This is a genomic window from Cedecea sp. AS113, assembly GCF_037152415.1.
GTDB lineage: Bacteria > Pseudomonadota > Gammaproteobacteria > Enterobacterales > Enterobacteriaceae > Cedecea.
Map to the genome: position 1 here is coordinate 388,627 of NZ_JBBCMI010000001.1, position 24,597 is coordinate 413,223.

Below are 24,597 nucleotides of genomic sequence, written 5' to 3' on the forward strand. Positions count from 1 at the left end.
ACTCTCTCAAGGTAAAACGGTGCTTTATGGCATAATCGTTGCAGTCATTTGATAACAAGGTTGAAAAACCGCCCGGCCATGTCTTTTACTCTTCGTCCTTACCAGCAAGAAGCGGTGGATGCCACCCTCAGCTACTTCCGCAAGCATCCTGAACCTGCCGTCATCGTGTTGCCCACCGGTGCGGGCAAAAGCCTGGTGATTGCGGAGCTTGCAAAAGTGGCGCGCGGGCGCGTGCTGGTGCTGGCTCATGTGAAAGAGCTTGTGGCGCAAAACCATGCGAAGTATGTCTCTCTCGGGCTGGAGGCAGATATTTTCGCCGCTGGCCTGCAGCGCAAGGAAAGCCAGGGCAAAGTCGTGTTCGGCAGCGTTCAGTCCGTGGCCCGCAACCTCGAGCATTTCCACGGTGAGTTTTCCCTGCTGATTGTCGATGAGTGCCACCGCATCGGCGGCAGTGACGAAAGCCAGTATCAGCAAATTCTGGCGCATCTGCGCGGCAACAATCCCCGGCTGCGGCTATTGGGGCTGACCGCCACGCCCTTCCGCCTCGGCAAAGGCTGGATTTATCAGTTTCATTACCACGGCATGGTTCGCGGCGATGAAAAGGCGCTGTTTCGCGACTGCATTTACGAGCTCCCGCTGCGCTATATGATTAAGCATGGTTACCTGACGCCGCCGGAACGGCTGGATATGCCGGTGGTGCAGTACGATTTTAGCCGTCTGCAGGCGCAGTCCAACGGGCTGTTCAGCGAAGCGGATCTGAACCGCGAGCTGAAACAACAAAAACGCATCACGCCGCATATCATTAGCCAGATCGTTGAATTTGCCGCAGACCGACGCGGCGTGATGATCTTTGCCGCCACGGTAGAGCACGCGAAAGAGATAACCGCCCTCTTGCCTGCAAACGATGCAGCCCTGATCACAGCCGACACGCCAGGCCCTGCGCGCGACAAGCTCATCGACGCTTTTAAAAATCAGCAGTTCCGCTTTTTGGTGAACGTGGCGGTACTGACCACCGGTTTTGACGCGCCGCACGTGGATCTGATAGCCATTCTGCGCCCTACCGAGTCCGTGAGCCTTTACCAACAAATTGTTGGTCGCGGCCTGCGTCTCTCTCCGGGGAAAAAAGACTGTTTGATTCTCGACTATGCCGGAAACCCACACGATTTATTCACGCCGGAAGTGGGCCACGCCAAAGGGAGGAGCGACAACGTGCCGGTGCAGGTTTTTTGCCCTGCCTGCGGGTTTGCCAATACCTTCTGGGGAAAAACCACCGCTGATGGCAAGGTGATTGAACACTTTGGCCGCCGCTGTCAGGGCTGGTTTGAAGACGATGACGGCCTGCGCGAGCAGTGCGATTACCGCTTCCGCTTCAAAAACTGCCCAAACTGCAATGCTGAAAACGATATCGCCGCCCGCCGCTGCCATCAGTGTGACCACGTCCTGGTCGACCCGGACGATATGCTTAAAGCGGCGCTGAAGCTGAAAGATGCCCTGGTGCTGCGCTGCAGCGGCATGACGCTTCAGTCCGGCGGAGACGCTAAAGGCGATTGGCTTAAAATCACCTATTACGACGAAGATGGCGCAGACGTCAGCGAGCGCTTCCGTCTCCAGACGCCGGCCCAGCGCATGGCGTTCGAACAGTTGTTTATCCGCCCGCACTCGCGCGCGCCCGGCGTGCCGTTACGCTGGATCACCGTCGCGGATGTTGTGGCTCAGCAGCCGCTGCTACGCCATCCAGATTTTGTGGTAGCCCGTAAAAATGGCCAGTTCTGGAACGTCCGTGAAAAGGTTTTTGACTACCAGGGGCGCTTCCGCCGGGCCAACGAATTACGCGGCTAACGGGTACTTTTCATTGCCGGCAGAGCCGGATACGGCTATAATGCCGCCCGCTTTTGCATCCGCAAAGCAGAAAACTTTACCTGCTGCTGGGTCGCCTGTAGCAGGCTTATTTAAAGAGAAACAGTCAATGTTTACTATCAATGCAGTAGAACGTAAAGAGCATGGCAAGGGTGCGAGCCGCCGCCTGCGTGCAGCAAACAAATTCCCAGCTATCGTTTACGGTGGCGCGGAAGCTCCTGTATCCATCGAACTGGATCACGACGCCGTAATGAACCAGCAGGCTAAACCTGGTTTCTACGAAGAAGTTCTGACCCTGTCTATCGACGGTAAAGAAGTAAAAGTGAAAGTTCAGGCTGTGCAGCGTCACCCGTTCAAGCCAAAACTGACTCACATCGACTTCGTTCGCGCTTAATCGCGAGTTAAGTTCGAAAAAAACCCCGCTTCGGCGGGGTTTTTTGTTATATAAGCATTTCCGACGCCACGCCTGGCCAAAAGAGACAAATTCCATGGTTGAAAAAATCCCTGCGGGTGCATCGCGGGTACCCGCCGTAGAGAAGGATATCCAGGCTATCAGGACGATACAAAGCTACCACGCCCATATCTATTTCGAGACGCCTGAACAAAGGCTGATTGCGGAACGGATTCGGGCAGAGATTGCGCTGCGTTTTTCAGTCCTGCTGGGGCGCTGGCACGATGTGCCCGTTGGCCCTCATGCGCTGCCAATGTATCAGGTTGCTTTTATGCCGGAGGCGTTTGCTCGATTTGCGCCGTGGTTGATGCTGAACCGCTGCGGGTTAACCGTACTGCTGCATCCCAACACCGGGCAACCCAGGGCCGATCATACCGATCACGCCGTCTGGATGGGGCAAAAGCTGGAGATCCGCCATTTGCAGCAACTGCCTGAAAACGAAGGACCGGAGCCAGACTACATCCCGAATACTGCCCCGACGGTGTCGCCTTAAGCATCAGCAGGATGATACGGCCCGGCTAAAAACAGGCGGGCCGTGTTGGCAGGTTATTTACCAGAGGAACGGCGTTGAAGCTGATCGCGCAGATTCGGCGGCGTCCCCTTAATGGTTAGGGTGTCGGTTGCCGGATCCCAGAAAATACGCTCCCCCAGCAGCATGGCATCGAAGTTAATCGTCAGCCCGCCGCCGCTGCCAGCGTATTTGGTCAGCTGCCGCAGCGTGCCGCGATCCGCCGGGAAGCTCTCTTCCAGCTCATAGCCTTTTTCGGCGGTGAACTGCTGGAAGTTTTTGTCGTCAACCGCCCACGGCAGCTCATCCGCCAGCGAAGAAAGTTCAATCTCTTCCCCCGCCTGAAGCTGTTCGTTGCAGTAAGCGTAAACCTGCTGGCGCGCGGCCTGGCGTTCGTTTTTGTCCAGTTGAGCTTCGTTCGTGAAGTCGTCCAGCGCCTGCAGCAGACCTTTGTTCTGCGCTTTGGCGTTCAACCCTTCGCTGGCGCCCAGGAAATCCATAAAGAAATCGGCCACTTTGCGCCCCACTCTGCCCTTCAGGAAGGTCAGGTAGCGGGTAGATTCCGGGTTGGTTTCCCACTCGGTCAAATCAATCCGCGCCACGATATCCGCATGGTTGATATCGAGATAGTGAGTCGCGCTGATATCCAGCTCTTCGTTAACGCGCATGCTGCTCAGATTGTTCAACACCGCCACCAGCAGATATTCGACCGCCAAATATCGATAATGGCAGAACAGCACGATACCGCCGTCGGCAAACGGGTATTTTGCCAGCTCATCGCGAAGACGACCGGTCGCCGCACGGGTAAAGGCAAGAAAATCCTCATCGCCATTTCGCTGCAGGCGCAGCGCTTCGGCCAGTTCGCTCTCTTCGCTGAACAGGCCGTAAGCTTTATTTTTAGCGCTATATACGCGATGCAGTTCCGCCATCATCTCTTCGACGGCACCGTCAGTTGCCAGCAGCGAGTCGCGCAGCACGACGTCCAGCGTCTGCTCATCGCGCTTAATCAATTGATGCAGGGCAATCTGGTTGATATCCAGACTCATGTTAAACTCTCCTTTAAGACCGGGCGGTATTCAACCACTGCCGCTCCCGGGACGCAAGTCGTGATAAAAAAGCGGAAAAATCGTCCCTGCTACGGTAAGATAATGCCCTTTCCCGAATACGAATGATTTTTAATTTATGCCACAAACATCCCGCTACAGTGACGAACAAGTTGAAGCGATGCTGACCGAACTGGCAGCCGTGCTGGAAAAACACCACGCGCCTACCGATCTTTCCCTGATGGTATTGGGAAATATGGTCACCAATCTGATAAACACCGACGTGGCATCCGCTCAGCGTCGTCCTTTGGCTCGCTCCTTTGCTGAGGCGCTTCAAGCTTCGGTGAGCGAAGATAAAGCCCACTAAGGAACTATCGTAACAAGTTATGGTGACTAACCGTCAGCGCTACCGCGAAAAAGTTTCCCAAATGGTCAGTTGGGGGCACTGGTTTGCCCTGTTTAATATCATGCTGGCCATGCTGCTGGGTAGCCGCTATCTGTTTATCGCCGACTGGCCAACGACGCTGACGGGGCGAATTTATTCGTACGTGAGCGTTGTTGGGCACTTCAGTTTTTTGGTGTTTGCCGCCTATTTACTGCTTATCTTTCCGCTGACGTTTATCGTCATGTCGCAGCGCCTGCTGCGCTTTATCAGCGCGGCCCTGGCCACGGCGGGCATGACGTTACTGCTGATAGACAGCGAAGTTTTCACGCGTTTCCACCTCCACCTGAATCCCACCGTCTGGGAACTGGTGATTAACCCTGACCAGGGGGAGATGGCCCGTGACTGGCAGCTGATGTTTATCAGCGTGCCGGTGATTTTGCTTATTGAGATGCTGTTTGCGACATGGAGCTGGCAAAAACTGCGCAGCCTCGGGCGTCGTCGGCAATACGCGCGTCCTTTAGTGATTCTGTTCTTTATTTCTTTCTTTAGTAGCCACCTGATGTACATCTGGGCGGATGCTAACTTCTATCGCCCGATTACCATGCAGCGGGCTAATCTGCCGCTCTCATACCCAATGACCGCCCGTCGTTTCCTTGAAAAACACGGTCTGCTGGATGCCAAGGAATACCAGCGCAGGCTGGTGGAGCAAGGTAGCCCGGCAGCGCTGTCGGTCCAGTATCCGCTGAGTAATCTGCAATTCCGCGATATGGGTCTTGGTAACAATGTGCTGCTGATTACCGTTGACGGGCTGAATGCCGCAAGCATGAGCAAAGATATGCCGGCGCTGAAGGCATTTGCCCACGATAATATCCGCTTTACTCAGCACATGAGTTCCGGGAATAACACCGATAGCGGCATGTTCGGCCTGTTCTACGGTATCTCCCCGGCTTATATGGACGGTGTGCTGTCAAACCGCACCCCTGCCGCACTGATTACGGGTTTAAATCAGCAGGGCTACCAGCTTGGCCTGTTTGCATCCGACGGCTTTAACTCGGCGATGTACCGCCAGGCCCTGCTGTCTGATTTCTCGTTGCGCCCGGCCAAAAACCAGACCGACGGCCAGACGGCAACACAGTGGATCAGTTGGCTTAACCAGTATGCTTCCGAGGACAATCGCTGGTTCTCCTGGGTCGCCTTTAACGGCACCAGCATCGACGATAACGGAAATCAACAGGGCTTTGAGCAGCGCTATTCCCGCGCAGCCGGTAATGTTGATGAGCAAATTAAACGCGTACTGGATGCGCTGGAAGCGGCAGGCAAGCTGCAAAACACGGTGGTTATCATTACCGCAGGCCACGGGATTCCGCTCGGCGACCAGCGTGACTCTTTCGCCTGGTCACGTGCGCGGATTCAGGTGCCGCTGGTGATTCACTGGCCGGGCACACCTGCGCAGACCATCACCAAACTCACCGATCATCAGGACGTGATGACCACCCTGATGCAGCGTCTGCTGCACGTTAAAACGGCAGCCAATGAGTACTCTCAGGGGGAGGATTTATTTGCCGCGACGCGCCGTAACAATTGGGTGATTGGTGCCGACAATCAAACCCTGGCCGTGACAACGCCCGAGATGACGCTGGTGCTGAATAACAACGGCAACTATCGGATGTACGATCTGCAGGGTAAACGGATCAATGAAACCAAGCCGCAGCTTGATTTGCTGCTGCAGGTGCTGACTGACGAGAAGCGCTTCATCGCCAACTAATTGTTTATTTATAAGACAGTTAGCTGCGTATTCCCTTGCAATCAACGCGGAAAAATGTACTATAATTCTTCTGCGTCGGCACGTAGCGCAGCCTGGTAGCGCACCGTCATGGGGTGTCGGGGGTCGGAGGTTCAAATCCTCTCGTGCCGACCAAATAAACATTGAAAACCAGCCTCTTACGGCTGGTTTTTTTGTGCCTGGATTTTGCCTGAACAGCCAAAAGAAAAGCCGCCTGAACTGGCGGCTTTGTGCGGTGTTTTACACTTACAACAGGAACAGCGTAGCCAGCCCCAGGAAGATAAAGAATCCGCCGGTATCGGTAATCGCGGTGATCATCACGCTTGAGCCGACGGCAGGATCTTTGCCCAGTTTGGTCATCGTCATTGGAATCACGACGCCCATCAGCGCCGCGACCAGAAGATTCAGGATCATCGCCAGCGTCATCACGCCGCCCATCGCCGCGTCGTTGTACAACAGCCAGGTAATGCCCCCCATCACGCCTCCCCAGACCAGCCCGTTGATCAACGCGACGCCAAGCTCACGCAGCATCAGGAAGGAGATGTTACCCGCTTGAATATGCTGCAACGCCAGCGCACGCACAATCATGGTGATCGTCTGGTTACCTGTGTTACCACCGATGCCCGCCACGATCGGCATCAGCGATGCCAGAGCCACTAGTTGCGAAATGGTATGTTCAAATAGTCCAATCACGCGTGAGGCCACAAACGCCGTACAAAGGTTAATGGCAAGCCAGGCCCAGCGGGTGCGCACGGCTTTGCTGACGGGTGCAAAGACATCCTCTTCGGTGCTCAGGCCGCCCATGCGGCGCAGGTCGTTGTCGGTTTCCTCGTACACCACGTCAACAATCTCATCCACCGTTAAGCGCCCCATCAGCTTGCCGGTACTGTCAACCACTGCGGCGCTGATCAAGTCATCGCGTTCAAAGGTACGCGCGGCCTGCTCGTCATGATCTTCCGGCGCGAAGCAGGTGGGGTTGTCGTCCATCACCTTCAGCACCGGCGTTTGCGGCGAATGCAGTAGAATCGCGGTGAGGTCCAGCTCACCCAACAGCGTTTTGTCCCGGCTGGTGACAAACAGTTTGTCGGTGTTCTGCGGCACTTTGCCGCGAATACGAAGGTAGCGCTGCACAACGGCAAGCGTGACATCTGGGCGCACGGTGATCACTTCAAAATCCATGATTGCGCCAACGCTGTGCTTGTCATAATGCAGGATCTGGCGAACTTGTGTGCGCTCATTCTGCGGCAGCGTGGCCAGCAAACGCCCGACCAGATCGCGAGGAAGGTACTGCGCCAGATAGATCTGATCGTCGATATCCAGCGGGCGCAGCGCATTAAGCAGCGCTTTATCGCTCATATCTTCAATCAGGTCATCCCAGACCGTCTCTGAAGCCTCAACCAGCACGCTACCGCGTCGGTCTTCGGTGACGAGGCTCCATAGCGCTAAGCGCTCTTCCGTTGGCAAGGCTTCCAGGACATCGGCGAGATCCGGCGCGGGCAATCGCCCAACCAGCGTCACTATCTCGGCGATATCCTGCTCGGCGCTCTGTGTTTCAGCGAAAGGTTCTTTGGCCAGAATACCGCTGGCGACGGCTTTGTTGGTCAACAGAATTTGCAGAATACGTGCCCTGTCCTGGTCACGCTCTTTGGTGCTGTACTTCTGAATGGCGGTCATAAAATAATTCCCTGGAAACGACGAGTTAGTTTATAGCCTGACGGGACGAAGAAAACAAAAAACCAGCCTTAATTGGCTGGTTTTTTTACTTTGTTTAGGTGGCGCTGACTCAATGACCCGTTCTTGCCACGGCATCGCGTGAAGCTTGTGCCCGCTCGTCGCCGGTCAGCTCGCTGAGTTGGCCCTGGCGCATTTCCAGAAGCCGGTCAGCGTGAATAAAGTAGTGATCGTCATGGCTGATGGCAAAGACCGTTTTCCCCATTTGCTGCATTAACGGCAGCAATACCTGGTAGAATTCACGCCGGAAATGAGGATCCTGGTCTGCGGCCCATTCGTCGAGCAGGATGATATCTCGCTCTTCCGCTATCGCCAGCAGCAGCGCCACGCGCTTGCGCTGCCCTTTCGAAAGCTTGAGGTTGAGAATGGTGCCGTTGTCCAGCTCTAGCTTACTGCTCATTTTCAGCCGCTCGAGCCAGCTGTTTACCAGCTCAGAATTAGCCGGTTTACCCTGTGCCCCCAGAAGGCGGTCAAACAGCCAAACGTCGGTGAATACCGCTGAGAATAGCCGACGGTAGTCATCCTGCGTCCGGGCCTCAACGCGCTGGCCATCAAGATAAATCGCCCCGCTGACCGGCTGATAAAGTCCTGTCAGCAACATCGCCAGGGTCGATTTTCCGCTGCCGTTACCGCCAATCAGAAACAGCAGTTCCCCGCGCTTGATAGTGAGGTTCAGCGGGCCAACGCTAAAGCTATTATCCCCGTATTGAAACACCACATCGCGCATTTCAATCTGCTGCCAGTTCCCGGCGGCCTTCGAACGGGGGAACGCAGCATCGTACGGGGCGAGCTGGAACTTATTCAGCTTATTGAAGGCAACCTGGGCGCTCAGCAGCGTCGGTAACGCCCCGACGGCGGAAAGGAGTGGCGTACGCAAAAATAGCAACGTTAAAGAAAAGGTTGCCGCTACGTTGGTGTCGGACCAGCCCAGGCTATTAGCCATATAAAACACCAGCCCAATCGCACCCAGCATCATAATGTTGGACCAGTTCACGGCGCTAAGGTGGTAGGTATCTGCGCGGATAATATTGTTTCGATAATCGGCAGCGTGAGGCGTGTAGGTGTCTTCGTACATCCGCTCCGCACGTTCGCGGTTCAGGGCCAGTTCCTTACGCCCTTCGATAACGGTTTGATAATCGTGATAAAGCTGGTCTTCAATTTCACGAAGCTGGGCCATGTGTTTGTATACCCGCGCCACCAGCAGATAACCGCCCACAATGGTGATAACCAGCCATACGGTGGTCACGCCCAGCATTTTAGGTGACAGCCAGGCAAGGTAAGCTGCGGAACCGATAGCCAGAATAATGCCTTGTACCAGTTCCGGCAGGCGAACAAAGGCAATCGTAATGTTGCGCACGTCGCTGGTTAGCCCCGCCAACAGCGCAGCACTGCCCAACTGCTCGACGCGCTCTACGTCGGTGTCCATCAGGCGCTTGATAAACTCGCTACGCAGACGAAAAACAAAATGGTGTCCAAGGGTGGTTAACGCCAGCTGCGAACCCAGCGTCACGGCCATCAGCAACAAGAGTAATCCCATGAACTCTGGCAGAACCGCGAAGGTAAGATCGGGTGTCTCAATCAGACGCTGGTTAATGAACGCAATCAGGCCAATGCCTAGCGCCGCACTGGCCAGGCTTAACGCCATGACCATTACAAAAGGCCAGCGATACTGGCGATAAACCACACGAAGTAGCTCCATAATTCCCTACCGGCAAAATAAAACAGCGAGCAGTTTAAACGGCTCGCCGCCCACATCAAGAATAATTCTTATTTTTATTCGCCTTACGAAGCACGACGAAAGGTCAGGTTGTAGCGGAATTGGTCGGTGAGAGGATGAAAACCGGGTTTGAGCGGCAGAATACCGTGATAAAAAAGCCTTGATGCGCCCCCCCATACCACAACGTCACCATGCTCCAGCATGATACGTTGCAAAGGGCCTCCGCGCTGCAGGCCACCAAACTGAAATATGGCAGGCAAGCCAAGCGAAACCGAAACAATGGGCTGGCGCAAATTAGGCTCGTCTTTATCCTGATGAAGAGAGAGTTTGGTGCCTGCGGCATAGCGGTTGATCAGGCAGGCATCGGGTTCAAAATCCAGATAACCCGCCGCGAGCGAGGCTCGGTGGCAAATGGACAGAAATACTTCCGGAATCAATGGCCAGCCCTGCCCGGTCAGCGGATCCTGTGGCGAATAGAGGTAACCATTCTGATTGGTGCTCCAGCCTAATGCGCCGCAGTTGGTCATAGCCACCGACATGGTGTAGCCGCCAGGCGTCACCATATGGCGGAAAGGCGCCTGCTGAGAAACCTGCCCAACACCGGCCAGCAGCGCGGCGGCCTCTTCCCGGGCAAAGCGCCGCAGAATTGTCGCGCCCTCGGCAAGCGGCTCTTCCCACGGAGATTCATCAGCAAACAAATCCAGCATTATTCTTTCTGCCTTCTCGTTTCGTTTTCCAGCAGCTGACGCTTGCGCTCCACGCCCCAGCGATAGCCGGACAAACCACCGTCGCTGCGGATCACCCTGTGGCAGGGAATGGCGACTGCAAGCGTATTAGCCGCGCAGGCTCCGGCCACCGCCCGTACGGCAGCAGGTTTACCGATACGTTCCGCCAGTTCGCTATAGCTAACGGTAGTTCCTGGCGGAACGGATCGTAACGCCTGCCATACCTGTTGCTGAAATGCCGTCCCGCGAATGTCCAGCGGCAGCGAAAACTCAGCCGTAGGCGATTCGATAAAACCAATGACCTGTGCCACGCGTGAAGCGAATGCCTCATCGCCCGGAGTAAGTTGTGACGAAGGAAATTCAGTTTCCAGCTCACCGATAAGCGTTTCGGCGTTCTCACCCAACAGGATTGCACAAATACCGCGCTCGCTTTCCGCCACCAGGAATTCCCCCAGTTGGCAGGTGCCAACTACAAATTGGACATGAGCACGGGCACCACCTTTACGATACTGGCTTGCCGTCATGCCCAACGCAGCATCCGCCTGATGGTAATACGCGCTCCCTGACTGAAAACCCGCATCAAAAATGGCGTTTGTCACCCCTTTCCCTTGTGCCAGGCCAGCACGTAAACGACGAGCGCGATGCGCTTTTTGCCATGCGTTTGGCGTCAGGCCCGTGACGCTTTTAAAGAGGCGGTGGAAATGAAAGCTGCTCATGGCGACCCGCCCGGCTAGCTCATCCAGGGTCAGCGGCACTTCGCTGGATTCAATAATCCGGCAAGCTTCTTCAATGCGCGCCACTCGCTGGCGCTCAGGGGCAAGCTTATCCGGCTGACAGCGCTTGCAGGCGCGAAACCCGGCTTCTAGCGCCGCTTCGGGTGTGGCGTAGAAAGCGGTATTTTCACGTAGCGGACGGCGAGCGCTGCAGGAAGGCCGGCAGAAAATACCGGTGGTTTTGACGGCAAAAACGAATTGCCCGTCGGCCTGCGTGTCGCGCTGTTCCACCGCCTGCCAGCGCTGCTGCTCTGTAATATACCCGTTTGTCTGCTTCATCATCGCGACCTCATGCTTAATTTAACGATACCATCATGGCAGCACAGGCCGGATGAAAAACTCGGGTTCTTGCTTTTTAATTTTTTTCGTCAAGCAAGAAGGTTTTGAACTGAGGCGACATCCAGCTCCGGAATCCGTCCCCTTCTTTGCTGATAAGATAAACGGCCAGGCCTTCTTTCTCCGCAACCTGTTTGGCTTTTTCTTCCCCTAAGACCATCAACCCCGTGTCCCAGCCATCTGCTTCCATCGCCGTTGGTGCAATGACGGTAGCGGAAACTAATTTATGTTCAATAGGCCGCCCGGTCTGTGGGTTAATGATGTGGGAAATACGCTTACCGTCCAGCTCGTAATAGTTGCGGTAACTGCCTGAGGTACTGATCCCGTGGCCGTTGATATCCACCATTGCCTGCACGGCATTCTCCCGATCGGTCGGTTTCTGAATAGCCACCCGCCAGGCTTTTCCCGCCGGATTAGTGCCGCGGGTGGTGACCGCGCCTCCGACAGAAACAAGATAGCGGCTAATGCCATTTTGCTCCATCAGGCGGGCCAGATGGTCGGCAGCGTAACCCTCCCCGATGGTCGACAGATCGACATACAGGCCGGGAAGATCTTTTTGCAGCCATTGCTTACCGGCAGCATTCACCACCTTCAGATGCTGCAAACCAGTTAAGGCTTTGGCGGCATCGATTTGTGCCTGATTCGGCGTGTGCAGCGGCTGTTTATCGGGCCCGAAGCCCCACAGATTGACCAAAGGCCCGACTGTAATGTCCATCGCCCCATAGGTTTTCGCACCGATGCGCAGCGACATCGTGACAATATCACTCATCGCCTCACTCACCGGATACGGCTCAGTGCTGGCGGACTGGTTAAAAAGGGAAAGCGCCGAGTCTTTTTTCCAGGTCGACATCAGCCGATCGTCGGCATCCAGCTGATCCTGAATTTTTTTCTGCAGTGAGGCTTTCTGTGCATCATCAACGTCCGCCAGGCTCACGCGCCAGTAAGTTCCCATGGTTTTCCCCTCAAGCACCATGGCCTTTGTGGCGTCAGGCTGAGCGTTATCGCAGCCTGAGAGAGCGAAAAGAGCGACGGCAAGCCAGCCGTAACGAATAATGCGTAAATCCATGGTGTCAGTCTCCAGTTTCGGGAGCGTAAGGGTACAGCAAAAACAGCCAGGAGAGGGGGCAAGCAGCGAGCCATTGAGGTTTGAGACATAAAAAAGGCGCCTTGCGGCGCCTTTGTTAGCTTGAGCTAAATTAGAACTGGTAAACCAGGCCTACACCCACAACGTCATCGGTACCGATGCCGGTTGCCTGAGTGAAGGCATTTTTGTCCAGCAGGTTGATTTTGTAGTCAACGTAGGTAGACATGTTTTTGTTGAAGTAGTAAGTCGCGCCCACATCAACGTATTTCAGGATATCCTGGCTGCCGTAACCTTCGATGTTTTTACCTTTAGACTGCAGGTAAGCGATGGATGGACGCAGGCCGAAATCGAACTGGTACTGAGCAACCACTTCAAAGTTCTGTGCTTTGTTTGCAAAGCCAGATTTGTTGATAGCAGTAGCGTTATAGCTCTGAGTGTACTGTGTTGCCAGATAGATGTTGTTCGCGTCGTATTTCAGACCACCGGTGTAGGTGGTTGCATCATCACCGTGACCCAGCACGCCGGCAGCGTTCTGATCTGCGGTACGTTTAGAGCTGGAAATTGCAGAACCAACGCTGAAGCCTTCGCCCAGTGCATAGGTCAGGGAGCCGCCGAAGCCGTCACCGTTTTGGTTTACAATACCACGACCGCCTTCGGATTTAGCTTCGCCAGACTGGCTACCGTTTTTACCCTGGTACTGCAGAGCAAAGTTCAGGCCATCAACCAGACCGAAGAAGTCAGTGTTACGGTAGGTTGCCACGCCGTTAGCACGAGACTGCAGGAAGTTATCTGCACCGTAAGTATCGCCACCAAATTCTGGCAGAACGTCAGTCCAGGAAGTGACATCGTAAACAACGCCGTAGTTACGACCGTAGTCGAAAGAACCCGCATCACCGAACTTCAGACCAGCAAAGCCCAGACGAGTCCAGGATTGGTTGCTGGAGTTTTCAGTGTTGTTCGCCTGAACGTTGTATTCCCACTGGCCGTAACCGGTCAGCTGGTCGTTGATCTGAGTTTCGCCCTTGAAGCCAAAACGAACGTAGGTTTTGTCGCCGTCATTACCTTTATCGTTGGAGAAATAGTGCAGACCATCAACTTTACCGTACAGGTCTAATTTATTGCCGTCTTTGTTGTAAATTTCGGCTGCATTTGCAGCGCCTGCTACCAGCAGAGCCGGTACCAGAAGGGACAGTGCTTTAACTTTCATCTTATTAACCCTCTGTTATATGCCTTATTTTATTTACCACTGCTTACTGATTAACCCTCTAATCAGTCGGCAAATTCATTGTCCAAAACAAATACTGAATAATCCAACGAGAATATGATACGAAAACTATATAGATGTTTCATTTATCAATATAGATGTATCAAAATGTAAATTAGAGGGAACTTTTTTTAGCACGAATAGCTAAAAATATAAGCATTAATAATCAAAAAATAATAACAGCACAATTAAATCAATAGGTTACATCTAAAATAAAAAAGTAGCACTCAATGATAATTTTTTTATTAACTTAGGCGATAGAATCATTATCGCTATCATCATTAACTTTATTTATTACCGTCATTCGAATCTGAATGTCCGTTTACCCCTATTAATACCGGATGCTTGCATCCGGTTTTTTTTTACTCATCTTTACACAAATTTAATATCTGTGTGCTAGCTATGCAATTTGTAACGTCTGTTAATTAATCAGCCTGCTTTTTTTCTCCATATTTCATACAGAATGCGGATTTTTCTTAAACAATTCTATTTCCCACGCCCAACATACCCTCAGAAAATATTTGTACAAATCTCGCCCAGCTGTACAAATTACCAACAAGACTTAAGGTAAATTATTATTTAAGGATTTTTCCTAATAATCAGTCACCTGAAAAAAAACAGAGAACACCTTATACTGCGTCAGATTGCTGACGACACCGCCATATAAAGGTATTCTTAGCATCTGCAAGCGCTAAACCGCTAAGGCGAAACGGCTCACTCAAGCAGTTGGGCTACCTATCATCCAGGATTGGCGAGGCTTCGCCGGGTTGCATACATACAATGAGCCAGTCTGAAAATACGCCGCTAAATAAGTTTTCACTGTTCCCCGGCAACATTACCCGCTTCTTTTTGCTGCTGATCGTCGTTCTGCTCGTCTCGATGGGCGTCCTAGTGCAAAGCGCCGTTAATGCCTGGCTAAAGGACAAAAGCTACCAGATTGTCGATATCACCCATGCTCTGCATAAGCGTGTAGAAACTTACCGCTACGCCACATGGCAAATCTACGACAACATCGCGACAGCCCCGACAGCCTCTGGCGAAAATCTCCAGGAAACCCGGCTGCGTCAGGACGTCTATTACCTCGATAAACCGCGAAGCAAAACCGAGGCGCTGATTTTTGGCTCCCATGACAGCTCCACGCTGGAAATGACGCAGCGAATATCCGGCTACCTGGACACGCTGTGGGGAGCGGAAAGCAGCCCCTGGTCGATGTACTACCTTAACGGCCAGGACAACAGCATGATTCTGGTCTCAACGCTGCCGCTCAAGGACCTGTCATCTGGTTTCAAAGACTCCGGCGTCGGCACCATCGTGGATTCACGCCGCGCGGAGATGCTGCAGCAGGCTAATGCCCTCGATGAGCGGGAAAGCTTCTCGCCTCTGCGCAAACTTAACTGGCAAAACGGCCATTATTTCACGCTGAGAACCACCTTTAACCAGCCTGGGCATCTGGCAACCGTGGTCGCATTCGATCTGCCGATTAACGATCTTATCCCGCCTACTATGTCCCTGGACAGCTTCCAGTTGGATCCTGACGAACGCCAGCGGACAGCCGCGACAACTTCAACGGATAAAGACGATCCGGACAGCGTCAGCATTAACTTTAATAGTGCACGAATTGAAATTACGGCTCCGGTAGCGACGACGCAGCTCCAGCTGGTGTGGCAAGTTCCGTTTGGGACGCTGATGATGGACACGCTGCAAAATATTCTTCTGCCGCTGTTGCTGAACATCGCGCTGCTCGGTCTGGCCGTTTTTGGCTTTGCAACCTTCCGCCAGCAGCCTCAGCGGCAGGCGGAAAGCAATTCGGGGAATGGCGAGCTGCAAATACTGCGTGCGCTAAATGAAGAGATCGTCGCGATCCTGCCCCTTGGCCTGCTGGTTCACGACCTCGACACGAACCGTACCGTGATCAGCAATAAAATTGCCGATCACCTGCTCCCCCACCTGAATTTGCAAAATATTATTTCGATGGCGGACCAGCATCAGGGGGTCATTCAGGCCACGGTCAACAACGAGCTGTATGAGATTCGCCAGTTCCGCAGCCAGATAGCCCCGCGCACGCAGATTTTTGTGATCCGCGATCAGGATCGCGAAATTCTGGTGAACAAAAAACTCAAACAGGCCCAGCGTCTGTATGAGAAAAACCAGCAGGGCCGGGCCGCCTTCATGCAGCATATCGGCGAAGCCCTGCAGCTTCCGGTTAAGCAACTGGCGGAACATGCCGCAGAAATTAACGACAGCAAACATCTGCAGCTGGCAAATGATGCCCAGGTCATTGTCCGTCTGGTCGACGAGATCCAGCTCCTCAACATGCTGGAAGCCGACAGCTGGAAAACCAGCGTCAGCGAGTTTTCTATTCAGTCCCTGATTGATGAAGTTGCCCTGTCGATGCTGCCGATTATCAAGCGTAAAGGGCTGCAGCTGCTCATCAACAATAACCTCCCGGCCGATGAAAAACGCCACGGCGACAAAGACGTGCTGCGCAAAATCCTTGAGCTGCTGCTGCACTATTCCGTGACCACTACGCAGATTGGCAAGATCACGCTTGATATTAGCGAGGAAGAAGCCGGGCCAGATCGCCTCTTGTTCCGCGTCCTGGATACCGGTAACGGTATCGGCGGCGGTGAAATTGATAACCTGCACTTCCCGTTCCTCAACGAAACCAGCGAAGACCGCTATGGGCAGGCCAACGGGCTGGCTTTCTACCTTTGCGATCGCCTTGCTCGTAAGCTCGGCGGGCATCTGAACATCAAAACGCGCCCGGACATCGGCACACGCTATAATTTACATATCAGGATGGCCGCAGAATCACAGGCAGATTCGCGGGATGAGAGACTGCTGGATGACGTTGTGGCGATGCTGGATATCACCTCCAACGAGGTCCGAACGATTGTGACCCGCATGCTGGAAAACTGGGGCGCGAACTGCATTTCCCCGGACGAAAGACTCGCGAGTCAAGACTTTGATATCTTCCTCACTGATAATCCGTCTAATCTTACTGCTTCGGGCTTGCTTTTAAGCGATGATGAAAACGGGATGCGGAAGATTGCACCTGGCCAGTTCCGGGTAAACTTTAATATCAGCAATGCGATGCAGGACGCCGTTCTGCAGCTGATTGAAAACCAACTGGCGGAGGAAGACACACCCGATTCGCCTCTGGGCGGCGACGAAAACGCTCAGCTGCACGCCAGCGGTTATTACGCGCTGTTTGTCGACACGGTACCGGAAGATGTCACCAGACTGTATACTGAATCTGCAGCGGGCGACTTTGCCGCTCTGGCGCAGACTGCGCACCGCCTGAAGGGCGTGTTTGCGATGCTGAATCTGGTGCCCGGCAAACAGTTATGTGAAACGTTGGAGCACCACATTCGTGAAAGTGATGCTTCAAACATACAAAAATATATCAGCGACATTGATGCTTACGTCAAAAGTCTGCTGTAGCAAGGTAGCCTATTACATGAACAACATGAACGTAATTATTGCTGACGACCATCCGATTGTTCTGTTCGGCATTCGCAAATCTCTTGAGCAGATCGAATGGGTGAATGTTGTCGGTGAATTCGAAGACTCCACGGCACTGATCAATAATTTACCAAAGCTTGAAGCCAACGTACTGATAACCGATCTGTCCATGCCAGGCGATAAATATGGCGATGGCATCACACTGATCAAATACATCAAGCGCCACTTCCCTAACCTGTCGATCATCGTGCTAACCATGAACAACAACCCGGCAATCCTCAGCGCGGTGTTGGATCTCGACATTGAGGGGATTGTGCTGAAACAGGGTGCGCCAACCGATCTGCCAAAAGCGCTCGCCGCGTTGCAGAAAGGCAAGAAATTCACCCCTGAGAGCGTTTCCCGCCTGCTGGAAAAAATCAGCGCAGGTGGCTACGGCGATAAGCGCCTGTCGCCGAAAGAAAGCGAAGTTCTGCGCCTGTTCGCCGAAGGTTTCCTGGTGACCGAGATAGCCCGTAAGCTGAACCGCAGCATCAAAACTATCAGTAGCCAAAAGAAATCAGCGATGATGAAGCTGGGCGTCGAGAACGACATTGCCCTGCTGAATTACCTTTCCTCAGTGAGCCTGACGCCGGCGGACAAAGAGTAATCTCCGCCACGGCCACCAAGAAAAAGCCCCGCATGAAAATGCGGGGCTTTTTTATGAGCTTAGTTTACGAGGCATCGCGTGTACTTCGCACTCGGGCAGCATAAACCGCCAGCGTCTGTTTAATCACATCCAGCGTGACCGGTTTAGACAAGCAGCTGTCCATACCGGATTCCAGACAGCGCTGCTTCTCTTCCGCCAGCGCGTTTGCCGTCACGCCGATGACCGGCAGCGTCAGCCCCAGTTGGCGAATGCGTTGCGTCAGGCGATAGCCGTCCATGTTCGGCATGTTGACGTCACTGAGTACGATATCGATATGATTTTTGCTGAGCACGTTCAGCGCATCAATCCCGTCATTCGCCGTTTTGCACTGATAGCCGAGCGATCCGAGCTGATCGGCCAGCAAGCGACGGTTGATCGGATGGTCATCCACCACCAGGATCATCATGTCATCGTTTCGCTCGCTTATCTCACTGGCCGCCGTCAGCGCCGGAGAACTGCCAGGCACATCCACAGTAATGCTGTAAATCCTCCCCAGCAGCGGCAGCAACTCGTGCGGTGCTGCGACGCTGTGCACCCAACGGCCAGGTTCAAATTCAACGGGAATACCGATATGGCGGCGGCAGAAGACAATTGCCGCCCGGCCGCCCCACGGCGCCACCAGATTATCATCGGTAATCAGAATATCGTCGCTGCCCGGCGTTTCACCCGACCAGGACTGCGCCTGTAGCCCGTTTTTGATCAGCAAAGATTCCAGGTAGCTACTGAGATAATCATTGCGAATAGCCAGCCAGCAGCGCTTGTCCGCCAGCCCTTCAACATTATTCTTCGGCGCAAACTGCGCTTTATACAGCGGGATACGCACCGTAAACTGGCTGCCCATTCCCGACTCGGTATCCACCGAAATATCGCCATCCATCATGCTGATTAGCTTTTCGCAAATCGCCAGCCCCAGCCCGGTTCCCTGGAAATTACGCTGCACGCCGGTCCCCACCTGGAAGAACGGGTCAAAAAGCCGGGTCACTTCTTTGGTCGGGATCCCTACCCCGGTGTCGCGCACCCGGAAGCTCAGGTAATCGCCGTTGATAGAAACATGCAGGATAATACAGCCAATATCGGTGAACTTAATCGCATTACTCAGTAAGTTGGAGATAACCTGCTGCAAGCGCATAGGGTCACCCTGCAGCGTGAGCGGTACATCATCGTCGATAAAGCAGTACAGCCCCAGCTGCTTGCGAACCACCAGCGGCAGATAGTTGGCGGTAATGTGGCTCATCACCTCGCGCGGAGAAAACTCACGCGGCTCAATTTTCAACTGCTCTGACTCGATTTTCGAGAAGTCGAGAATGTCGCTGATGATTTTCAGCAGCAGGCTGGATGAGTTGTTCATCGCCGTGACCAGCCTGTCCACGCCCTTCGGCAGCTCTTTGGTCTGCAGGAGATCCAGGTTACCTATGATGCCGTACAGCGGCGTACGCAGTTCATGGCTGACAGTGGCGAGGAACATAGATTTAGACTGGCTCGCCTGCTCCGAGGCCTGAGCCATTTCCTGCAGGGACTCCTCCATCTTCACGCGGGCACTGACGTCAACCAACACGCAAATTGCCACGTTCTCATTGCGGTAGCGCGAATGCACAAAGCTGATCTGCAGATTGGTGTGGTTGCTGGTCATGACATCGACAAAGTTGACCTGCTGGCCACAAATAATCTGCGTCAGCCGCTGCCTGTCCTCGTGCGTCAGCATATTGAGGTAATTGTGCGCCAGTTCGTTACTCAGAATATTAGTGCCGTCCTGGGTGCGCAAAATACAGATACCCACGGGTGCAGACGCGACGATCTTCCGGTTGAACTGCTCGTGCTCCTCCAGCCGCTGGGCATCGCTCTCGGCCGGAATAAATATCCGGCGCTCATACATTCGCGCCAGGGTAAACAGCACAATGCCTACCAGGACGTTGAGTAAAACCGCATTGAGGATAAGCATTCTGATGCTTTCCAGCACCAAATCGACAGGCACAGAGTAAATCACGCTCAGCGAGGACGGCGGCAGGTTTTTCTTTAGTACCAGCGCCTTAAAGCCAGAGGTATAGCCGAACCAGGAGCGATCCTGAATCCAGCGACTTTCCGGTTCAATGCGCGATTCCGGGCCGGTCAGCGATATCAGCGGGTGCCCGTTTTCATCCAGGATAGTGACGCCAATAGGCAGCGTGCCCGGCGTCAGGAAATTCTCCATACGCACCGTTTGCTCAATCCCCAGCAGCGCCTGGAGGCGGTTCGCCAGATAGACCGGCGTCAGCGTGTAGAAATAGCCAATGCCGGGGCGCGGCCCCTGCCCAATCCAGTAAATGCTGTTCGCCCGTTCATCCTGCGGCGCGGTACGATACTTCATGATGCGTTCATGCAGCGTTTTCAGCGCGTTTTCCCGTTCCAGCGGCATATCACGCAGCCCAAAATCTGCCATGCAGAGATTATCGCCGCCAATCAGGAACACCCGGTTGAGGTCGTACGCCGCGGAGAAGTTATCGCGCCAGTAGCGCAGGAACCAGGAGAGAGACTGCAGCGAGCTTCGCCAGGTCACGCTCACTGCCGAACAGTCAGAGTCCGGGAAAAGCGGCATAAACGTTGGCGCCTCGGTTTTATCCGCGCTTTGATCGAGCGGAGGAAGCACGCCATTGGGCGCCGTGAGACGGTTTTCAGCAATGTACTTCAGCTCTTTCACCACGTCCGAAGTGCGCTGGATGTAGCGCTGGGCCTGGTCAAAGCTGATGTTAAACTCCTGGCGAATCTCCGACTCTTTATCGTGCAGCGCGTTGACGATGTAAAACACGGAAAACAGCGCGATAAGCAGCCAGAGCAGAAGCGCCAGCGCCCTGAACAGGTAGCGCGAAATTTTAAGGGTGCTGCGAAAAGAGACGAAGTATTTCAAATTGGGCCTGAAAGTACGCGAGCGAGTGAACGGAGATGCGCTTAAGGTAGCCGCAAAACCTTTGTCCCGCAACGGCAAACAAAAAGGGCCGCCAAAGCGACCCTTTATTTACGACTATTCTGGATTATTCGTCCGCTTCATCGGCAACATCATCATCGGTATCCGCTTCAGGCGCGATATCATCGTCCCCTTCCGCCACGCTACCGTCGATGCTGTCCAGCTCTTCGTCATCCACAGGTTCGGCGACGCGCTGCAGGCCCACAACGCTTTCGTCTTCCGCAGTACGGATGAGAATAACGCCCTGGGTGTTACGCCCGACCACGCTGACTTCAGACACGCGGGTACGCACCAGCGTACCGGCATCGGTGATCATCATGATCTGGTCGGTATCCTCCACCTGCACCGCCCCAACGACGCTGCCGTTACGTTCGGTGACTTTGATAGAGATAACGCCCTGCGTTGCACGAGACTTGGTTGGATACTCGGCCGCCGCGGTGCGTTTACCGTAACCATTCTGGGTAACGGTCAGAATCGCGCCGTCACCGCGAGGAATGATCAGAGACACCACTTTGTCGTCACCGGCAAGCTTGATCCCGCGAACGCCCGTTGCGGTACGGCCCATGGTACGAACGGCGTCTTCTTTGAAGCGCACCACTTTACCTGCCGCCGAGAACAGCATGGCTTCGTCGCTACCGTTAGTTAAATCAACGCCAATCAGCTCGTCACCCTCGTTAAGGTTAACGGCGATGATGCCCGCTGAACGCGGACGGCTGAAGTCGGTCAGCGCAGTTTTCTTCACGGTACCGCTTGCGGTCGCCATGAACACGTTGATGCCTTCTGCGTACTCGCGCACCGGCAGAATCGCAGTAATACGCTCGTCCTGCTCAAGCGGCAGCAGGTTCACAATTGGACGGCCACGCGCGCCACGGCTCGCTTCCGGCAGCTGATAAACCTTCATCCAGTACAGGCGACCACGGCTGGAGAACAGCAGGATCGTGTCGTGGGTGTTGGCCACCAGCAGGCGGTCAATGAAGTCTTCTTCTTTAATACGGGCGGCCGACTTGCCTTTGCCACCGCGGCGCTGCGCTTCATAATCGGTCAGCGGCTGATACTTCACATAGCCCTGGTGAGACAGGGTGACCACCACATCTTCCTGGTTGATCAGATCTTCAATGTTGATATCTGCGGTGTTGGCGGTGATCTCGGTGCGACGGTTGTCGCCGAACTGATCGCGCATCGCTTCCAGCTCTTCGCGAATCACTTCCATCAGGCGCTCTGCGCTGCCCAGGATGTGCAGTAATTCAGCGATCTGCTCCAGCAGCTCTTTATACTCGTCGAGCAGTTTTTCGTGCTCAAGGCCGGTCAGTTTCTGCAGACGCAGATCCAGAATCGCCTGAGCCTGCTGCTCGGTGAGGAAATATTTACCGTCGCGGATGCCAAACTCTGGCTCCAGCCACTCAGGACGTGCGGCATCATCACCCGCACGCTCAAGCATTGCAGAAACGTTGCCCAGGTCCCAGGAACGGGCTACCAGGCCCGCTTTCGCTTCGGCAGCATTTGGCGAGTTACGGATAAGTTCAATGATCGGGTCGATATTCGCCAGGGCGATAGCCAACCCTTCAAGGATATGCGCGCGATCGCGGGCTTTGCGCAGTTCGAAGATGGTACGACGGGTCACCACTTCGCGGCGGTGGCGCACGAACGCAGACAGGATCTCTTTCAGGGTCATGATCTTCGGCTGACCATGGTGCAATGCCACCATGTTGATACCGAAGGAAACCTGCAGCTGAGTCTGGGAATACAGGTTATTGAGCACCACTTCGCCCACGGCGTCGCGTTTAATCTCAATAACAATACGCATACCGTCTTTATCAGACTCATCGCGCAGGGCGCTGATGCCTTCCACGCGTTTGTCTTTCACCAGCTCGGCGATTTTCTCGATCAGGCGAGCTTTGTTCACCTGATACGGAATTTCGTGAACGATGATGGTCTCGCGGCCGGTCTTCGCGTCCGCTTCTACTTCAGCACGGGCGCGAATATAAATTTTACCGCGGCCGGTGCGATACGCTTCTTCAATACCGCGGCGGCCGTTAATGATAGCGGCAGTCGGGAAATCCGGGCCTGGAATGTGTTCCATCAGCCCTTCAACGCTGATGTTCTCGTCTTCAATATAGGCGAGGCAGCCGTTGATCACTTCGGTAATGTTGTGCGGCGGAATGTTCGTCGCCATCCCGACTGCGATACCGGATGAACCGTTTACCAGCAGGTTAGGAATTTTGGTTGGCATGACGTCTGGAATTTTTTCGGTGCCGTCGTAGTTATCGACGAAATCAACCGTCTCTTTTTCCAGGTCTGCCATCAGCTCGTGGGCGATTTTCGACATACGGATTTCCGTATAACGCATCGCCGCGGCGGAGTCGCCGTCTACGGAACCGAAGTTACCCTGGCCGTCGACCAGCATGTAACGCAGGGAAAATGGCTGTGCCATACGGACGATGGTGTCATAAACCGCGGTATCACCATGAGGGTGATATTTACCGATAACGTCACCAACAACACGGGCGGATTTTTTGTATGCTTTGTTCCAGTCATTGCCCAATACGTTCATCGCGTAAAGCACGCGACGGTGTACCGGCTTAAGTCCATCGCGGACATCTGGCAGTGCGCGGCCGACAATAACCGACATCGCATAATCCAGATACGAGCTCTTTAGCTCTTCCTCAATGTTGACCGGCGTAATTTCTCTGGCAAGGTCGCTCATGTAACCGCTATCCCTCTACTGTTTTCCCGGATTCAAAGGTCGCAAATTATAACACATCCGGCCCTGTGTGGGGAAACCTCAACGCAATTGTCGGCGCTTTATTCACGCCGTTAGCCTGATATACTGCCAGCCTTAACATCTGCAAGGAGTCACCGCTGTAATGAATGCTGAAAACCAACCGGTTGCGCAGAACGTCGACCACGAGGAAATCGCCAAATTTGAAGCTGTCGCTTCCCGCTGGTGGGATCTGGAAGGTGAATTTAAGCCGCTGCACCGCATCAACCCGCTGCGTTTGGGCTATATCAACCAGCGCGCCGGTGGGCTGTTCGGTAAAACCGTGCTCGACGTTGGCTGCGGCGGCGGTATTCTGGCGGAAAGCATGGCTCGTGAAGGTGCCAACGTCACCGGCCTGGATATGGGGTTTGAACCGCTGCAGGTGGCCCGCCTTCACGCACTGGAAAGCGGCGTTAAGGTGGACTATGTCCAGGAGACGGTCGAAGAACACGCGAGCAAACACACCGGGCAGTACGACGTCGTAACCTGTATGGAAATGCTGGAGCACGTGCCTGACCCACAATCGGTGGTTCACGCCTGCGCGCGTTTAGTCAAACCCGGCGGCCACGTCTTCTTCTCTACCATTAACCGCAACGGCAAAGCCTGGCTGATGGCCGTCGTCGGCGCTGAGTATGTGATGCGCATGGTGCCGAAAGGCACGCACGATGTTAAAAAGTTTATCAAGCCCGCCGAACTCTTACGCTGGGTGGATGAAACCCCGCTGCGCGAGCGCCATATGACCGGATTACATTTCAACCCGATCACCAACGTATTCAAGCTGGGCCCAGGGGTAGATGTTAATTATATGCTGCATACTGAAGCATAAATCGGCATATCGTATAAGGATTGATTATCGATAATTGCGCCAGAACCGTTGCGCAATTATCGATGAAGTTTAAGAAATCAGCACCCGATCAAAATTTTCATTTTTTTTGCATCCCATTGACAATTCCCTCAAGCCTTATGTGACGTGGACTTACGAAAAAAGCGCTCCGCCGAACCTCATTTTATTGACGAAATCAATACTTGTACTGAACGGATTCCTTACTAGAATACTCACCATCTAGTGACCATTTTGTCACCCACCCCCTATA

Annotated in this window: 17 protein-coding genes and 1 tRNA gene; 9 read left to right on the forward strand and 9 right to left on the reverse strand. The window is 54.0% G+C overall.

Going from position 1 to position 24,597, the window contains the following annotated elements; all coding sequences use genetic code 11:
* Positions 1-78: 78 nt before the first annotated feature.
* The 3 genes from WFN87_RS01860 (at position 79) to WFN87_RS01870 (ending at position 2,801) form a co-directional block, all read left to right on the forward strand.
* Positions 79-1,839 carry a DEAD/DEAH box helicase gene (locus WFN87_RS01860; protein WP_336981673.1) on the forward strand — a complete coding sequence of 587 codons (1,761 nt, stop codon included), beginning with the start codon at positions 79-81 and terminating at the stop codon, positions 1,837-1,839.
* Positions 1,840-1,966: 127 nt separating this feature from the next.
* Positions 1,967-2,251, forward strand: coding sequence for a 50S ribosomal protein L25 (gene rplY, locus WFN87_RS01865; protein WP_008459879.1), 285 nt, complete (start codon positions 1,967-1,969; stop codon positions 2,249-2,251).
* Positions 2,252-2,345: 94 nt separating this feature from the next.
* Positions 2,346-2,801 carry a DOPA 4,5-dioxygenase family protein gene (locus WFN87_RS01870; RefSeq protein ID WP_166991005.1) on the forward strand — a complete coding sequence of 152 codons (456 nt, stop codon included), beginning with the start codon at positions 2,346-2,348 and terminating at the stop codon, positions 2,799-2,801.
* A gap of 53 nt (positions 2,802-2,854) precedes the next feature.
* Here WFN87_RS01870 and yejK read toward each other — a convergent pair whose 3' ends face one another.
* Positions 2,855-3,862 carry a nucleoid-associated protein YejK gene (gene yejK / locus WFN87_RS01875; RefSeq protein ID WP_008459874.1) on the reverse strand — a complete coding sequence of 336 codons (1,008 nt, stop codon included), beginning with the start codon at positions 3,860-3,862 and terminating at the stop codon, positions 2,855-2,857.
* Between the two features lie 136 nt (positions 3,863-3,998).
* Here yejK and WFN87_RS01880 point away from each other — a divergent pair, with 136 nt between their 5' ends.
* The 3 genes from WFN87_RS01880 to WFN87_RS01890 all read left to right on the forward strand — a co-directional run bounded on the left by WFN87_RS01880 (position 3,999) and on the right by WFN87_RS01890 (position 6,162).
* Complete coding sequence (locus tag WFN87_RS01880; RefSeq protein WP_008459871.1) at positions 3,999-4,226, forward strand: YejL family protein; 228 nt, start codon at positions 3,999-4,001, stop codon at positions 4,224-4,226.
* A gap of 19 nt (positions 4,227-4,245) precedes the next feature.
* Positions 4,246-6,009: an LPS biosynthesis-modulating metalloenzyme YejM gene (yejM, locus tag WFN87_RS01885; protein WP_336981676.1), complete on the forward strand. Its 1,764-nt coding sequence runs from the start codon at positions 4,246-4,248 to the stop codon at positions 6,007-6,009.
* Positions 6,010-6,085: 76 nt separating this feature from the next.
* A tRNA-Pro gene (locus WFN87_RS01890) sits at positions 6,086-6,162 on the forward strand.
* A 111-nt stretch (positions 6,163-6,273) separates the two neighbouring features.
* Here the strand turns inward: WFN87_RS01890 and mgtE are convergent.
* From mgtE to WFN87_RS01920, 6 genes are all read right to left on the reverse strand, one after another.
* Entirely contained in the window at positions 6,274-7,701 is a 1,428-nt protein-coding gene (gene mgtE / locus WFN87_RS01895; protein ID WP_166872271.1) for a magnesium transporter, read from the reverse strand.
* A gap of 109 nt (positions 7,702-7,810) precedes the next feature.
* Complete coding sequence (locus WFN87_RS01900; protein ID WP_166991002.1) at positions 7,811-9,457, reverse strand: multidrug ABC transporter permease/ATP-binding protein; 1,647 nt, start codon at positions 9,455-9,457, stop codon at positions 7,811-7,813.
* Between the two features lie 83 nt (positions 9,458-9,540).
* Positions 9,541-10,182 carry a DNA oxidative demethylase AlkB gene (gene alkB / locus WFN87_RS01905; RefSeq protein WP_336981677.1) on the reverse strand — a complete coding sequence of 214 codons (642 nt, stop codon included), beginning with the start codon at positions 10,180-10,182 and terminating at the stop codon, positions 9,541-9,543.
* A complete protein-coding gene (gene ada, locus WFN87_RS01910; protein ID WP_034809645.1) occupies positions 10,182-11,252 on the reverse strand; it encodes a bifunctional DNA-binding transcriptional regulator/O6-methylguanine-DNA methyltransferase Ada in 1,071 nt (356 codons plus the stop codon). Before ada ends, alkB begins: the two co-directional genes overlap by 1 nt.
* Before the next feature lie 76 nt (positions 11,253-11,328).
* Complete coding sequence (gene apbE / locus WFN87_RS01915; RefSeq protein ID WP_336981679.1) at positions 11,329-12,375, reverse strand: FAD:protein FMN transferase ApbE; 1,047 nt, start codon at positions 12,373-12,375, stop codon at positions 11,329-11,331.
* Between the two features lie 130 nt (positions 12,376-12,505).
* Positions 12,506-13,600, reverse strand: a complete 1,095-nt coding sequence (locus tag WFN87_RS01920) for a porin OmpC (RefSeq protein WP_213712754.1) — start codon at positions 13,598-13,600, stop codon at positions 12,506-12,508.
* Between the two features lie 837 nt (positions 13,601-14,437).
* Between WFN87_RS01920 and rcsD the strand changes: the two genes are divergently transcribed.
* Positions 14,438-17,101 (forward strand): phosphotransferase RcsD, encoded by a 2,664-nt coding sequence (gene rcsD, locus WFN87_RS01925; protein WP_336981681.1) that lies wholly within the window; start codon positions 14,438-14,440, stop codon positions 17,099-17,101.
* Positions 17,102-17,117: 16 nt separating this feature from the next.
* Positions 17,118-17,768, forward strand: a complete 651-nt coding sequence (rcsB, locus tag WFN87_RS01930; RefSeq protein WP_008459849.1) for a response regulator transcription factor RcsB — start codon at positions 17,118-17,120, stop codon at positions 17,766-17,768.
* A gap of 64 nt (positions 17,769-17,832) precedes the next feature.
* On the opposite strand, the gene rcsC is transcribed toward rcsB, so the two are convergent.
* Together rcsC and gyrA are read right to left on the reverse strand one after the other, a co-directional pair.
* Positions 17,833-20,688: a two-component system sensor histidine kinase RcsC gene (gene rcsC / locus WFN87_RS01935; RefSeq protein ID WP_008459848.1), complete on the reverse strand. Its 2,856-nt coding sequence runs from the start codon at positions 20,686-20,688 to the stop codon at positions 17,833-17,835.
* A gap of 124 nt (positions 20,689-20,812) precedes the next feature.
* Positions 20,813-23,449 carry a DNA topoisomerase (ATP-hydrolyzing) subunit A gene (gyrA, locus tag WFN87_RS01940; protein ID WP_336981683.1) on the reverse strand — a complete coding sequence of 879 codons (2,637 nt, stop codon included), beginning with the start codon at positions 23,447-23,449 and terminating at the stop codon, positions 20,813-20,815.
* A gap of 160 nt (positions 23,450-23,609) precedes the next feature.
* Between gyrA and ubiG the strand changes: the two genes are divergently transcribed.
* Positions 23,610-24,329, forward strand: a complete 720-nt coding sequence (ubiG, locus tag WFN87_RS01945) for a bifunctional 2-polyprenyl-6-hydroxyphenol methylase/3-demethylubiquinol 3-O-methyltransferase UbiG (protein WP_336981686.1) — start codon at positions 23,610-23,612, stop codon at positions 24,327-24,329.
* Positions 24,330-24,597: the final 268 nt, after the last annotated feature.